The following is a 12613-nucleotide window of genomic DNA, read 5'->3' on the forward strand; positions in this document are numbered from 1 at the left end:
GGATCGGCGGTCTGATGACTGCCACCCTCGTCGCCAAGAACCTCGCCGCCGGGCACGGCGACCGCTCGCTGTTCACCGGGCTCGACCTCGTCGTCGCGCCCGGGGACGTCATCGGGCTGGTCGGAGCCAACGGCGCGGGCAAGTCCACGCTGCTCCGGATGCTCGCCGGACTGACCACGCCCGAGGAGGGAGAGCTGCGGCTCTCCCCGCCGACGGCGACCGTCGGCCACCTTCCGCAGGAGCCCGAACGGAGGCCCGGCGAGACCGTGCGGGAGTTCCTCGCCCGCCGCACCGGTGTCGCCGAGGCCCAGCGGGCGATGGACGAGGCGACGCAGGCCCTGGTCGACGGCGCGCCGGGCGCGGACGACGCCTACGCGACGAGCCTGGAGCGGTGGCTCGGGCTCGGCGGCGCCGACCTCGACGAGCGGGCCGAGGAGGTCGCCGACTCGCTCGGTCTGGCCGTGGACCTGGACCAGCCCATGACGTCCCTCTCGGGCGGCCAGGCGGCGCGCGCCGGTCTCGCCTCACTCCTGCTCTCCCGGTACGACGTCTTCCTGCTGGACGAGCCCACGAACGACCTCGACCTGGACGGCCTGGAACGCCTCGAACGCTTCGTGAGCGGCCTGCGCGCCGGCACGGTGGTCGTCAGCCACGACCGCGAATTCCTCACCCGCACCGTCACCAAGGTCCTCGAACTCGACCTGGCCCAGCAGCAGATCACCCTCTACGGCGGCGGCTACGAGGCCTACCTCGAAGAGCGGGAGGTCGCCCGCCGGCACGCCCGCGGCGACTACGAGGAGTACGCCGACAAGAGGGCGGCCCTCCAGGAGCGGGCGCAGATGCAGCGTTCCTGGATGGACAAGGGAGTGAAGAACGCGCGCCGCAAGGCGAGCAACGACAACGACAAGATCGGCCGCAAGTTCCGCAGCGAGGCCAGCGAGAAGCAGGCCGCGAAAGCCCGCCAGACCCAGCGCATGATCGAGCGCCTCGATGCCGTCGAGGAGCCGCGCAAGGAGTGGGAGCTGCGCATGGAGATCGCGTCGGCCCCGCGCTCGGGCGCGGTCGTCGCGACCCTGCGGGACGCCGAGGTCCGGCGCGGCGACTTCGTGCTCGGACCGGTGTCGTTGCAGATCGACTGGGCGGACCGGGTCGCGGTCACCGGAGCGAACGGCTCGGGCAAGTCCACCCTCCTCGGCACCCTGCTGGGCCGCGTGCCACTGGACGCGGGCGCCGCCGCCCTGGGCTCCGGTGTCCTGGTCGGAGAGGTCGACCAGGCGCGCAAGCTGTTCCACGGCTCGGAATCCCTGCTGGACGCCTTCTGCGCGGCGGTCCCGGACACCGAGCCGGCCGAGGTCCGCACCCTCCTCGCCAAGTTCGGCCTGAAGTCCGACCACGTCCTGCGCCCGGCGTCGTCCCTCTCCCCGGGCGAGCGCACCAGGGCGGCCCTGGCGCTGCTGCAGGGCCGGGGCGTCAACCTGCTGGTCCTCGACGAGCCCACCAACCACCTGGACCTGCCGGCGATCGAACAACTGGAGTCGGCCCTCGACGCCTACGAGGGCACCCTGCTCCTGGTCACCCACGACCGGCGCATGCTGGACGCGGTCCGGGTGACCCGCCGCCTGGAGGTGGCGGACGGCAAGGTGACTGAACGCTAGGACCCGTCCGGCGGATCAGCTCGCCGCACAGGCGCTAGGCGGAGGTCAGCCGCGCGGCCAGGCCCGGATAGTCGACGACGCATCCGTCCGCGTCGAACACGAGGTCGCTGCGGAAGTCGCCGGAGGTGAAGCGCACCAGCCCGCGCCCGAGGTGCGTGTAGGTCTGCCGGGACGGCTCCACGGTCAGCTCGGGCACGGCCACCCACGCCATCACGAACTCCCGTTCCCCGGGTGCCCGATGGAGGCCGTGCCGGAGCACGGGCATGGTGTTGGTGAGGGGACACAGACCGAGGTCGCAGTCGAGTGCGCCGTCGACCTGAGAGACCCGCTCGCCGTTGGTCGTCCAGCGGCCCTCGCCGTCGTGGCGCAGGTCCAGGACGCGGGTGCCGCGCGCGGTGGCGGCCTCCACCAGCAGCCGACGCGTCACGAAGCCGTCGGTCGTGTCGAGCGCGTACGAGATCCAGTACGGCTCCGGGGTCGTCCCGACCGCACGGCCGCGCGCCCTCAGAGCTTCGCCGTCGAACTCGATCCACGCGGTCTCGAGCCCCTTGCTCTCCGACACTTCCCAGGTGATCACACGCGAGGTCGACATATCGTCACCTTACGGGCGAAGCGGCCCGGACCCTCCGTGCCGTACCGGAGGATCCGGGCCGGGTGTCTCAGCCCCTGCCCTTCTTCTGGTCGAGCAGACCCGCCCGGCGCAGGGCGTCGGCCATCGCGCTGTTGGCGGGCGGCGGAGCCTGGCGCGAGCCGCCGCCACCGCCGCGGTTCTGCCGCTGCTGCGGCGGACGGCCGCCCCGCTGCCGACGCTCGCCGCCTCCTGTGCCCTGCTGCCGCTCCTGCGGCGCGGCCTCGTCGTCCAGCCGCAGCGTCAGCGAGATCCGCTTGCGCGGAATGTCGACGTCCAGCACCTTCACCTTGACGATGTCGCCGGGCTTCACCACGTCCCGCGGGTCCTTGACGAACGTCTTCGACATCGCGGAGACATGCACCAGGCCGTCCTGGTGGACACCCACATCGACGAACGCGCCGAAGGCCGCCACGTTCGTGACCACGCCCTCCAGGATCATCCCGGAGGACAGGTCGGAGATCTTCTCGACGCCCTCCTTGAAGGTGGCCGTCTTGAACGCGGGCCGCGGGTCGCGCCCGGGCTTCTCCAGCTCCCTGAGGATGTCGGTCACCGTCGGCAGACCGAATGTCTCGTCCACGAACTCCTGCGCCTTCAGCGAGCGCAGCACACCGGTGTTGCCGATGAGCGAGGCGACCTCCTGCCCGGACGTCTTCACCATCCGCCGCACCACCGGATACGCCTCCGGGTGCACGCTGGACGCGTCGAGCGGGTCGTCGCCCCCGCGGATGCGCAGGAAGCCCGCGCACTGCTCGTACGCCTTCGGGCCGAGCCGCGCCACGCCCTTCAGCTGTGTGCGCGACTTGAAGGGGCCGTTGGAGTCCCGGTGCGCCACGATGTTCTCGGCGAGCCCGGAGGTGATGCCGGAGACCCGGGCCAGCAGCGGGGCCGACGCCGTGTTGACGTCCACCCCCACGCCGTTCACACAGTCCTCCACCACCGCGTCCAGCGAACGCGACAGCTTCACCTCGGACAGGTCGTGCTGGTACTGGCCGACACCGATCGACTTCGGGTCGATTTTCACCAGCTCGGCCAGCGGGTCCTGGAGCCGGCGGGCGATCGACACCGCGCCGCGCAGCGACACGTCCATGTCGGGCAGCTCCTGGGAGGCGAACGCGGAGGCCGAGTACACCGAGGCACCCGCCTCGGACACCATCACCTTGGTGAGCTTCAACTCCGGGTGCTTGGTGATGAGTTCACCGGCGAGCTTGTCGGTCTCCCGGGACGCCGTGCCGTTGCCGATCGCGATCAGCTCGACCGCGTGCTCCTTCGCCAGCCGGGCCAGCTTGGCGATCGCCTCGTCCCACTTGTTGGCCGGGACGTGCGGGTAGATCACGTCCGTGGCGACGACCTTGCCGGTCGCGTCGACGACGGCGACCTTCACGCCCGTACGGAAGCCGGGGTCCAGGCCCAGCGTCGCGCGCGTGCCGGCCGGGGCGGCGAGGAGCAGGTCGCGCAGGTTCGCCGCGAACACGTTCACGGCCTCGTCCTCGGCCGCCGTACGCAGCCGCAGCCTGAGGTCGATGCCGAGGTGCACCAGGATGCGGGTGCGCCAGGCCCAGCGGACCGTGTCCTGCAGCCACTTGTCGGCCGCACGACCCCGGTCGGTGATCCCGAACCGGTGTGCCACCATCCCCTCGTACGACGAAGGACCGTCGGTCGGCTCCTCGGGCTCCAGGACCAGGTCGAGGACCTCTTCCTTCTCGCCGCGCAGCATCGCGAGGATGCGGTGCGAGGGCAGTTCGGTGAACGGCTCGGCGAAGTCGAAGTAGTCGGCGAACTTGGCGCCCGCCTCCTCCTTGCCCTCCCGCACCTTCGCCGCCAGCCGTCCGCGCACCCACATGCGCTCGCGCAGCTCGCCGATCAGGTCGGCGTCCTCCGAGAACCGCTCGGTGAGGATCGCCCGGGCGCCGTCGAGCGCGGCCTGCGGATCGGCCACGCCCTTGTCGGCGTCGACGAACGCGGCTGCCGCGGCGAGCGGTTCGACGGTCGGATCGCCGAGCAGCCCATCGGCCAGCGGCTCCAGGCCCGCCTCGCGCGCGATCTGCGCCTTGGTGCGCCGCTTGGGCTTGTACGGCAGGTAGATGTCCTCCAGGCGCGCCTTGGTCTCCGCCGCCCGGATCCGGGCCTCCAGCTCCTCGGTGAGCTTGCCCTGCTCGCGCACCGAGTCGAGGATCGCCGTCCGCCGCTCCTCCAGCTCCCGCAGATAACGCAGCCGCTCCTCGATCGTGCGCAGCTGCGCGTCGTCGAGCATCTCGGTCGCTTCCTTGCGGTAGCGGGCGATGAAGGGAACCGTGGAACCGCCGTCGAGCAGCTCCACGGCAGCCTTGACCTGCCGCTCCCGTACGCCGAGTTCCTCGGCGATCCTGCCTTCGATGGACCCTACGAGGGGTGTCGTCACGATCCCGTACCGCCTTCTCCACTGAGGTTGCGCGGCAATTGTGGCAGGTGGCACCGACAACCGGGGATCAGGGCGGCTACCGGCGGGGCGGGGGCGGCCGCATCAGACCCTGCGGCTGCGGGTCGAGCCCGAAGCGCCGCCGAAGAGCCGGGCCAGCGCCCGGAAGGGCAGCGTCACGACGGTGGCGACGGCGCCACCGATCTGGCGCAGCACGTCTGCGATTGCACGGAACACGAGTTTCCCCTTTCCTCTCCCGGCCGCGCCGGCCGGGACAGTCCGGGTACCTCGGCAACGGCCCGGCATGCGCCGTCGCATCCGGGCCGGTCATCCAGTGGCGGACCAGGAGGCCGCCGGGACCGCCGTTCAGCGTCGGCCGGCAGGTCCGCCGGGCGTGTTGTGCGGCGTCGGCCGGGGAGCCCGCCGGGGGCATGTCGTTCAGCGCCGGCCCGGGCCGTGGTCCGGGCCGGGCTCGCCGTTCAGCACCGTCCAAGAGGGGGCGCCGCGCCGCCGTTCAGCGTTTGCCGAGAAGATCCGCCGGAAAGGCGCCCGCGGCCAGCGCGGTGCGTGCGAAGCCCGTGCCGAGCTCCGTCAGACGCGCGACGCCGTCCGCGCCCAGGTGCTCGTACGGGGCCCGGTCCAGCCGATCGGTCTCCCGCTCGATCCCCTCGCGCAGCGCGACCCCCTGCTCCGTCAGCTCACCGTCCTCGCCCAGCAGCCCGCGCTCCCGCAGCCGCCCGCTCGCCGCGTCCCAGTCCTCTCGGGTCCAGCCGCGGGTGTCGCTCACCCACTTCGGTGTCATGCCCTTGCCGGTCGCCGTATGGGTCACCACCGCCTCCAGGCCGTCGAGCCCCGCGGACATCAGGGCGGCGAGATGGCCGTCGCCCCGGTGCTCGCGCAGCAATGTGGCGGCGTGCCAGTAGGCCAGGTGCGGCTCCTCGGGCACCGGCAGATCGGCGTGCGCGGAGTACAGCGGCCGGGCGCTGCGCGAGCAGGCCTCGGCGGCGCGCAGGGCGAGCCGGGCCGCCTGCGCCATCTCGGCGGACGCCAAGGCCTCCTCGCCCAGCAGGCGGCGCAGGGTCGCGTCGACGGCACGCGCGCGTGCCGCCAGGACCTGCTCGGGCGTGGCCGTGGCCCACACCGCGGGCACGTGCCGGGCCACGAGCTCGTGCTTGTAGTTGTAGAAGGCCGCCGTCACCGTGCCGGCCCCCACCGGTCCGAGCGCGGCCGCCCGCACCGCGAAGTTGACGGCCCGGGGCTGCGTGACGCCGAGCGCGCCCAGCTCCCTGCCGAGGTCGGGGGAGAAGTAGTGCGTCGCGTGCAGGGAGTTGAGCACGTTGTGGCAGCGGCGGCCCGCGCGCGGGTCCAGGGCAACGGTGGTCATGGCGCGCACATTACCGACCGGTTGGTATCTGATCCAGGTGTCGGCGTCCCGTAGCCGGCCCGTGCGGCAGGAAAGGTGGGGAACTCGTCATTGCGGCCATCCGTCCCTCGCCCAAGAATCGAGGGCATGGCGCAGCGAACCGTTCTTGTCGTCCTCTTCGACGACGTACAGAGCCTCGATGTCACCGGCCCCGTGGAGGTGTTCGCCGGGGCCGAGAAGCACACTCCGGGGACGTACCGCATCCGTACGGCCTCGCCGGACGGCGCCCCGGTGCGCACCTCCGGCGGCCTGACCCTCGTCCCGGACGGGGCCCTCACCGACGCACCCGGCCCGCACACGCTCCTCGTCCCCGGCGGCCAGGGCACCCGGCGCCCGAACCCGCGCCTGACGGACTGGCTGCGCGAGCACGGCCCGCGCGCGGAGCGCCTGGTCTCCGTCTGCACCGGTGCGATCCTGCTCGCCGAGGCGGGCCTGCTGGACGGCCGCCGCGCCACGACCCACTGGGCGTACTGCGACAAACTCGCCCGTGACCATCCGGCGATCGAGGTCGACGCCGAGCCCATCTACGTACGTGACGGACACGTCTCCACCTCCGCCGGCGTCACCTCGGGCATCGACCTCGCGCTGGCCCTGGTCGAGGAGGACCTGGGCCGGGACGCTGCGCTCGCTGTCGCCCGCCACCTGGTCGTCTTCCTGCGCAGGCCCGGCAACCAGGCCCAGTTCAGCACCCAGCTCGCCGCCCAGACCGCGCAGCGCGAGCCGCTCCGCGAGGTCCAGCGGTGGATCAGCGAACACCCCGCCGACGACCTGACCGTCGAGTCCCTCGCCGGACGCGCCCGCCTGTCACCCCGCCACTTCGCCCGCGCCTTCCTGGCCGAGACCGGCATGACCCCCGGCCGCTACGTCGACCGTGTCCGCCTCGAACACGCCCGCCGCCTCCTGGAGGACACCGGCGACGGCGTCGAGGAGATCTCCCGCGCCAGCGGCTACGGCACCCCCGAAGCCATGCGCCGCGCCTTCGTCAAGGCGCTCGGGGCGGCCCCGGCCGAATACCGCCGCAGATTCCGCCCAGCGGCACCCGCCCGCTGACTCCGCCACCGATCCACTGACGCGCGCCACGCGTCCGCGAGGTCGGCCGCCGGCTTGCTGGCGTCCGTCAGGCGCCGGTTGATGGTCGGCGTCTGACCGTTGGCTTCGGCCACTGGTCCGCTGGCGCGTGCCACGCGTCCGCGAGATCGGCCGCCGGTCTGCTGGCGTCCGCCAGGCGCCCGACTGATCTCCTCCTCCACCGCCGGCGCCTGCCACGTGCTCGCTGACGCCCGGCGCCCGCCTGCTGACCTCCGCCACCTGCCCGCTGACGCCCGGCACCCACCCTCCGACGCCCGCCCGCCCGTTGGCGCCCGCCCCACCCACCGAAAGGCCCCCATGCAGATCGCCATCGTCCTCTACGACCGCTTCACCGCCCTGGACGCCGTCGGCCCGTACGAGACCCTCGGCCGCCTCCCCGACGCCGAGACCGTCTTCGTCGCCGAGCGGACCGGACCCGTCCGTAACGAGACCGGCGACCTCGCCCTCACCGCCGACAAGACGCTCGCCGAAGTGACCCGCCCCGACATCGTGGTCGTCCCGGGCGGTCCCGGTCAGGGCCCGCAGATGGAGAACGGCATCCTCCTGGACTGGCTGCGCACCGCCGACGCCACCAGCACCTGGACGACCTCGGTGTGCACCGGCTCCCTGCTGCTGGCCGCCGCCGGACTCCTCGAGGGCCGCCGGGCGACCTCGCACTGGCTCGCCCTGGACTTCCTGAAGCAGTTCGGCGTCGAGCCGACGGGGGAGCGGGTGGTGACCGACGGCAAGTACGTCACCGCGGCCGGCGTCTCCTCCGGCATCGACATGGGGCTGACCCTGCTCGGCCGGATCGCGGGTGACGCCCACGCCCAGGCCGTACAGCTGGTCACCGAGTACGACCCGCAGCCGCCCTACGACGCCGGGTCGCCCGAGAAGGCGCCCGCGCACATCGTCGACCGGCTGCGGGCCCGCAGCCGCTTCATCCTGACGTAGGCACGCCCCAGGTGAAGCGCGGCGGTCTGCGCTCCAGGAACGCGGCGACGCCCTCCGCGGTGTCGCCGCTGCCGCGTGCCTGTGCGGACCAGTACGCGTCCCGGTCGGTGCGCCCGTTCGCGAACTCCTTCGCCGCCGCCTGCGTCAGCTGCGAGCGGGAGACCAGGACCCGGGTGAACTCCGCGACCCGCTTGCCGAGTTCCCCCGCGGGCAGCACCTCGTCCACCAGCCCGGTACGCAGCGCCCGCACCGTGTCGATCAACTCCCCGGAGAACAACAAGTACTTGGCGGTCGCCGGACCCACCAGCGCCACCAATCGCCGGGTCGCGGAAGCCGGATACACCACGCCCAGCTTGGCCGGCGTCACGCCGAACAGCGCGCCCTCCTCGGCGAACCGCAGATCGCAGGCCGCCGCGAGCTGCGCCCCGCCGCCCACACAGTGACCGCGGATCGCCGCCAGCGTCGGCTTCGGGAAGGCCGCGAGGGCATCCTCGGCGCGCACGGCGAGCCCCTGCGCCTCCTCCGGCGACCCCCGGAGCGTGGAGATGTCGGCCCCCGCGCAGAACGTCCCGCCCTCGCCCGTCAGCACCAGCGCCCGTACGCCCGGATCGGCCGCCAGCGTGTCGAGCAGCGGCGGCAGCGCCCGCCACATCGCGGCCGTCATCGCGTTGCGCTTGGCCGGATGATGGACGACGACGGTGGCGACCGAGTCGGTGACGCTGTGCAGCAGCTGCGGCTCCATGCGGCGGATGCTATCCACCGCACCGACCGTACGATCCAGAAGTGCCCCGCTCCGAGGATTGCTGACCGGCGGCAACGGAGCGGATCGGGCACCCCGGCCGGCAAACCCGTACAACCCGACTAGTTCGGGAAGTCGGCGTGAGCGGGACAGGAGCGGTCCCACAACTGACCGTGTCATACGCCAACGGTCAGAAGTGCTCGATACCGGCTGACTTCTGTTCAGGACTCTGGGCCGGAGGGGTCGATTGCCAACACTCGACGTGTGGTGACAATCGAGTGCAAGGGTGGCGACCGGACGATGGAGAACCACGGGCGCGGGCCCGACCCACGCCCAGCGGGCGGAACGGACGAACCCCTCGACGCGGTGCCGCCGGATCCCCTGCCGTACGAGGGCGTGTGGCGGTTCACCGCCCCCGCCGTCGACGCCTCCGTGCCGCAGGCACGACACGCCGTACGGGACCTGCTGTACCGCCAGGGGGTGCCGGTCTCGGACGACCTGGTCCAGGGACTGCTGCTGATCGTCTCGGAGCTGGTCACGAACGCCGTGCGGCACGCGGCGCTCCTTTCGCCGATGCTCGCCGTGGAGGTCGCCGTCGGTGCCGAGTGGGTGCGGGTGTCCGTGGAGGACAACCACCCCTACCGCCCGACCGCCCTGGAGGCCGACCACGGCCGGACCGGAGGCCGCGGACTGCTCCTGGTCACCGAGATCGTCCGGGAGGCGGGCGGGGTGTGCGACGTCGAGCACACCGCGAGCGGCGGCAAGGTGATCTGGGCCGCCCTGCCGCTCAAGCCCGCGCGGGTGCCGTGACTGTCGTCACCAGCCGGCGGACTCGCCCGTCAGCTCCCTGACCGCGGGACGGGCCGCGTCCAGCACGGTCATGAACCAAGAGGAGAAGGTGTCCTTCGCGTGCCGCTCCGCCAGCTCGGCGGCGGTCACGAAGGCCGTCGCGCCGACCTCCTCCGCATCCGGCCTGAGCGGCGCCTGGACGAGCCCCACGAAGAGGTGGTTGTACTCCTGCTCGACCAGGCCCGAGTCCGGGTCCGGGTGGTTGTAGCGGACCGTCCCCGCCTCGGCGAGCAGCGACGGCGAGACACCGAGCTCCTCGTACGTGCGCCTGGCGGCCGCCGCGAAGGGCGCCTCACCGGGGTAGGGGTGGCCGCAGCAGGTGTTGGACCACACACCGGGGGAGTGGTACTTGCCCAGCGCCCGCTGCTGGATCAGCAGCCGACCGCGCTCGTCGAAGAGGAACACGGAGAAGGCGCGGTGCAACTGCCCCGGCGGCTGGTGCGCCGCGAGCTTCTCCGCGGTGCCGATCGTCACACCGTTCTCGTCGACCAGTTCCAGCAAGATCGCGTCTGCGGTGCCGTTCGACGGACTGTGCGTCGCGGTGGCAGGTGTGATCGGCATACCCATCCTTCACATCGGTCTTCGCGCCCCAAGTGTGCCGTACAAATACGGCACTCCCGGCAGTTGATCGTGCCCGGCGCGGCGGGCACGGAACCGTCCGGAGCGGGGCTGTGAGCAGGAGGACGCAACCGTGTGCCGGATCGCTGCGTTCCGTCACATCCGCATCGCCGGCGCCCCGTACAGGTGTCGGTCAGTGGCAGGCCGCGTGGGTCAGTGGCACAGCCGCGCCTCGTGCTCCGCGTGCCCGCTCGGCTCCAGCTGGAAGGTGCAGTGCTCCACGTCGAAGTGGTCGCCGAGGCAGCCCTGGAGCTCGTGCAGCATCTTCTCGTTGCCGATCGCGTTAAGGACGTCGGAGCGGACGACGACGTGCGCCGACAGCACCGGCATGCCGGAGGTGATCGTCCAGGCGTGCAGGTCGTGGACGTCCTCGACGCCGTCCAGCGCGAGTATGTGGGCGCGGACCTCCGCGATGTCGACGTCCTTGGGGGCCGCCTCCAGCAGCACGTCGAGCGTCTCGCGCAGCAGCTTCCAGGTGCGCGGCACGATCATCAGGCCGATGACGAGCGAGGCGATCGGGTCGGCGGCCTGCCAGCCGGTGGTCAGGATCACCGTCGCCGAGATCAGCACCGCGAGCGAGCCCAGTGCGTCCGCGGCCACCTCCAGAAAGGCGCCGCGCACGTTCAGGCTCTCCCGCTGCCCGCGCATCAGCAGCGTCAGCGAGATCATGTTCGCCACCAGACCGATCAGACCGAACACGACGGTCAGGCCGCCCTCGGTGTCGGCGGGCGTGATGAACCGCTGGATCGCCTCGTACAGGACGTAGCTGCCGACCCCGAGCAGCAGCAGGCAGTTGGCGAGGGCGGCGAGGATCTCCGCGCGGGCGTAGCCGAAGGTGCGCCGGTCGCTCGGCGGACGGCTCGCGAAGTGGATCGCGAGCAGCGCCATGCCCAGGCCCAGCGCGTCCGTCGCCATGTGCGCCGCGTCGGCGACCAGCGCGAGCGAGTCGGCGAGCACACCGCCGACGAGCTCGACCACCATGACGGTGAGCGTGATCGACAACGCGACCCGCAGCCTGCCGCGGTACGCCGCGGTCGCCGTACCGCCCGCCGGCGTGCCGTGCGCATGCCCGTTCCCGTGATCGTGCCCAGCCCCCATGAAGGCGTCCTCCTGCGTTCGCTCGGGATCACAGTGAACTACGGGAGGGGGGTATGGGGCAACGCGGCACTGAACATCGTTGTCATGTGCTCTGACCTGCAGAAACGATCCGCAGGTCAGAGCTCCGGGTGATCATCTGCCGTGGTGCAGCAGCCGATCATCCGCCGCGGTGCAGCAGCCAACCCCGCCAGGCCGAGTCGACCATCTCACGCACCCCGCGCCGGGCCGTCCAGCCGAGTTCCTCGGCGGCCCGGGCGGCCGAGGCGACCGCACGCGGCGCGTCGCCGGGGCGCCGGGCCTCGACGACGGGCGGACGCCGGTCGCCGGTCACCTCGCCGATCACCGTGATCAGTTCGCGCACCGAGACGCCCTCGCCACGGCCGATGTTCACCGTCAGGTCGCCGCTGCGGTCATCGAGCCGCCGGGCGGCGGCCAGGTGCGCCTCGGCCAGATCGGCGACATGGATGTAGTCACGGACGCAGGTTCCGTCCGGCGTCGGATGGTCGTCGCCGAAGATCCGCGGCGCCTCGTCCCGCGTGAGCCGGTCGAAGACCATCGGGACGATGTTGAAGACCCCGGTGTCCGCCAGCTCCGGCGCGGCGGCACCGGCGACGTTGAAGTAGCGCAGGCACACCGTCGAGATGCCGTGCGCCCGGCCCGCCGACCGCACCAGCCACTCCCCGGCGAGCTTGGTCTCGCCGTACGGGTTCACCGGAGCGCACGGGGTGTCCTCCGTGATCGGATCCACACCGGGGTCGCCGTAGACCGCCGCCGACGAGGAGAAGACGAAACGCTCGATCCCGGCCTCGGCGACCGCCTCCAGGAGCGTGGCGAGGCCGCCCACGTTCTCGCGGTAGTACCGCGTCGGCTGCGCCACGGACTCGGCGACCTGCTTGCGCGCTGCCAGGTGCAGCACACCCGTCACCTCGTGCTCGGCCAGCAGCCGCTTCAGCAGGCCGGCGTCCATCGTCGACCCCTCGACCAGCGGGACGTCCGCCGGGAGCCGCTCGGGGATTCCGGCCGAAAGGTCGTCCAGCGCGAGAACGCGCTCCCCTGTGTCGGTCATGGCCCGCGCCACATGGGCCCCGATATATCCGGCACCGCCGGTGATCAGCCATGTCATGGTCGCCCACCCTATGTCGAGCCGGCCGCGTCCGGCGCAATGTCCTGGATGCCCGGTGTG

12 protein-coding genes are annotated in these 12613 nt (G+C 72.2%); 4 read left to right on the plus strand and 8 right to left on the minus strand.

The annotated features are described in order from the left end of the window. Positions 1 to 14: 14 nt before the first annotated feature. Positions 15 to 1655 (plus strand): ABC-F family ATP-binding cassette domain-containing protein, encoded by a 1641-nt coding sequence (locus ABT063_RS29310; RefSeq protein ID WP_351062336.1) that lies wholly within the window; start codon positions 15 to 17, stop codon positions 1653 to 1655. A 34-nt stretch (positions 1656 to 1689) separates the two neighbouring features. Here the strand turns inward: ABT063_RS29310 and ABT063_RS29315 are convergent, their stop codons facing one another. From ABT063_RS29315 to ABT063_RS29330, 4 genes are all read right to left on the minus strand, one after another. After that, complete coding sequence (locus ABT063_RS29315; protein WP_351062338.1) at positions 1690 to 2247, minus strand: putative glycolipid-binding domain-containing protein; 558 nt, start codon at positions 2245 to 2247, stop codon at positions 1690 to 1692. Between the two features lie 67 nt (positions 2248 to 2314). Continuing rightward, a complete protein-coding gene (locus ABT063_RS29320) occupies positions 2315 to 4684 on the minus strand; it encodes a Tex family protein (protein ID WP_351062340.1) in 2370 nt (789 codons plus the stop codon). Between the two features lie 102 nt (positions 4685 to 4786). After that, positions 4787 to 4918: an LPFR motif small protein gene (locus tag ABT063_RS29325; RefSeq protein ID WP_266820342.1), complete on the minus strand. Its 132-nt coding sequence runs from the start codon at positions 4916 to 4918 to the stop codon at positions 4787 to 4789. Positions 4919 to 5195: 277 nt separating this feature from the next. After that, entirely contained in the window at positions 5196 to 6065 is an 870-nt protein-coding gene (locus tag ABT063_RS29330; RefSeq protein WP_351062342.1) for an SCO6745 family protein, read from the minus strand. A gap of 126 nt (positions 6066 to 6191) precedes the next feature. Between ABT063_RS29330 and ABT063_RS29335 the strand changes: the two genes are divergently transcribed. Then, on the plus strand, positions 6192 to 7154 hold the full coding sequence (locus ABT063_RS29335; protein ID WP_351062343.1) for a GlxA family transcriptional regulator: 963 nt from the start codon (positions 6192 to 6194) through the stop codon (positions 7152 to 7154). Between the two features lie 336 nt (positions 7155 to 7490). Next, the gene (locus ABT063_RS29340; protein ID WP_351062344.1) at positions 7491 to 8126 is read left to right on the plus strand and encodes a DJ-1/PfpI family protein; all 636 of its coding nucleotides are present in this window, start codon (positions 7491 to 7493) and stop codon (positions 8124 to 8126) included. On the opposite strand, the gene ABT063_RS29345 is transcribed toward ABT063_RS29340, so the two are convergent. Continuing rightward, on the minus strand, positions 8113 to 8868 hold the full coding sequence (locus tag ABT063_RS29345; RefSeq protein ID WP_351062457.1) for an enoyl-CoA hydratase/isomerase family protein: 756 nt from the start codon (positions 8866 to 8868) through the stop codon (positions 8113 to 8115). The two genes, ABT063_RS29340 and ABT063_RS29345, sit on opposite strands and share 14 nt — an antisense overlap. A 297-nt stretch (positions 8869 to 9165) precedes the next feature. On the opposite strand from ABT063_RS29345, the gene ABT063_RS29350 reads away from it, so the two are divergent. Continuing rightward, positions 9166 to 9675, plus strand: coding sequence for an ATP-binding protein (locus ABT063_RS29350; protein WP_351062459.1), 510 nt, complete (start codon positions 9166 to 9168; stop codon positions 9673 to 9675). A gap of 6 nt (positions 9676 to 9681) precedes the next feature. Here ABT063_RS29350 and idi read toward each other — a convergent pair whose 3' ends face one another. The 3 genes from idi to galE all read right to left on the minus strand — a co-directional run bounded on the left by idi (position 9682) and on the right by galE (position 12553). Next, a complete protein-coding gene (gene idi, locus ABT063_RS29355; protein WP_351062346.1) occupies positions 9682 to 10275 on the minus strand; it encodes an isopentenyl-diphosphate Delta-isomerase in 594 nt (197 codons plus the stop codon). Positions 10276 to 10485: 210 nt separating this feature from the next. Further along, positions 10486 to 11430 (minus strand): cation diffusion facilitator family transporter, encoded by a 945-nt coding sequence (locus ABT063_RS29360; RefSeq protein ID WP_351062348.1) that lies wholly within the window; start codon positions 11428 to 11430, stop codon positions 10486 to 10488. 157 nt (positions 11431 to 11587) lie between these two features. Next, positions 11588 to 12553, minus strand: coding sequence for a UDP-glucose 4-epimerase GalE (galE, locus tag ABT063_RS29365; RefSeq protein WP_351062350.1), 966 nt, complete (start codon positions 12551 to 12553; stop codon positions 11588 to 11590). Between the last annotated feature and the right edge of the window lie 60 nt (positions 12554 to 12613).

The organism is Streptomyces sp. NPDC002838, assembly GCF_040295365.1.
Taxonomy (GTDB): domain Bacteria; phylum Actinomycetota; class Actinomycetes; order Streptomycetales; family Streptomycetaceae; genus Streptomyces.

Coding starts and splice junctions, on each gene's coding strand:
- ABT063_RS29350 (WP_351062459.1), top strand. CDS start 9,166: ATGGAGAACCACGGGCGCGGGCCCGACCCACGCCCAGCGGGCGGAACG.
- ABT063_RS29340 (WP_351062344.1), top strand. CDS start 7,491: ATGCAGATCGCCATCGTCCTCTACGACCGCTTCACCGCCCTGGACGCC.
- idi (WP_351062346.1), bottom strand. CDS start 10,275: ATGCCGATCACACCTGCCACCGCGACGCACAGTCCGTCGAACGGCACC.
- ABT063_RS29315 (WP_351062338.1), bottom strand. CDS start 2,247: ATGTCGACCTCGCGTGTGATCACCTGGGAAGTGTCGGAGAGCAAGGGG.
- ABT063_RS29310 (WP_351062336.1), top strand. CDS start 15: ATGACTGCCACCCTCGTCGCCAAGAACCTCGCCGCCGGGCACGGCGAC.
- ABT063_RS29360 (WP_351062348.1), bottom strand. CDS start 11,430: ATGGGGGCTGGGCACGATCACGGGAACGGGCATGCGCACGGCACGCCG.
- ABT063_RS29330 (WP_351062342.1), bottom strand. CDS start 6,065: ATGACCACCGTTGCCCTGGACCCGCGCGCGGGCCGCCGCTGCCACAAC.
- galE (WP_351062350.1), bottom strand. CDS start 12,553: ATGACATGGCTGATCACCGGCGGTGCCGGATATATCGGGGCCCATGTG.
- ABT063_RS29345 (WP_351062457.1), bottom strand. CDS start 8,868: ATGGAGCCGCAGCTGCTGCACAGCGTCACCGACTCGGTCGCCACCGTC.
- ABT063_RS29335 (WP_351062343.1), top strand. CDS start 6,192: ATGGCGCAGCGAACCGTTCTTGTCGTCCTCTTCGACGACGTACAGAGC.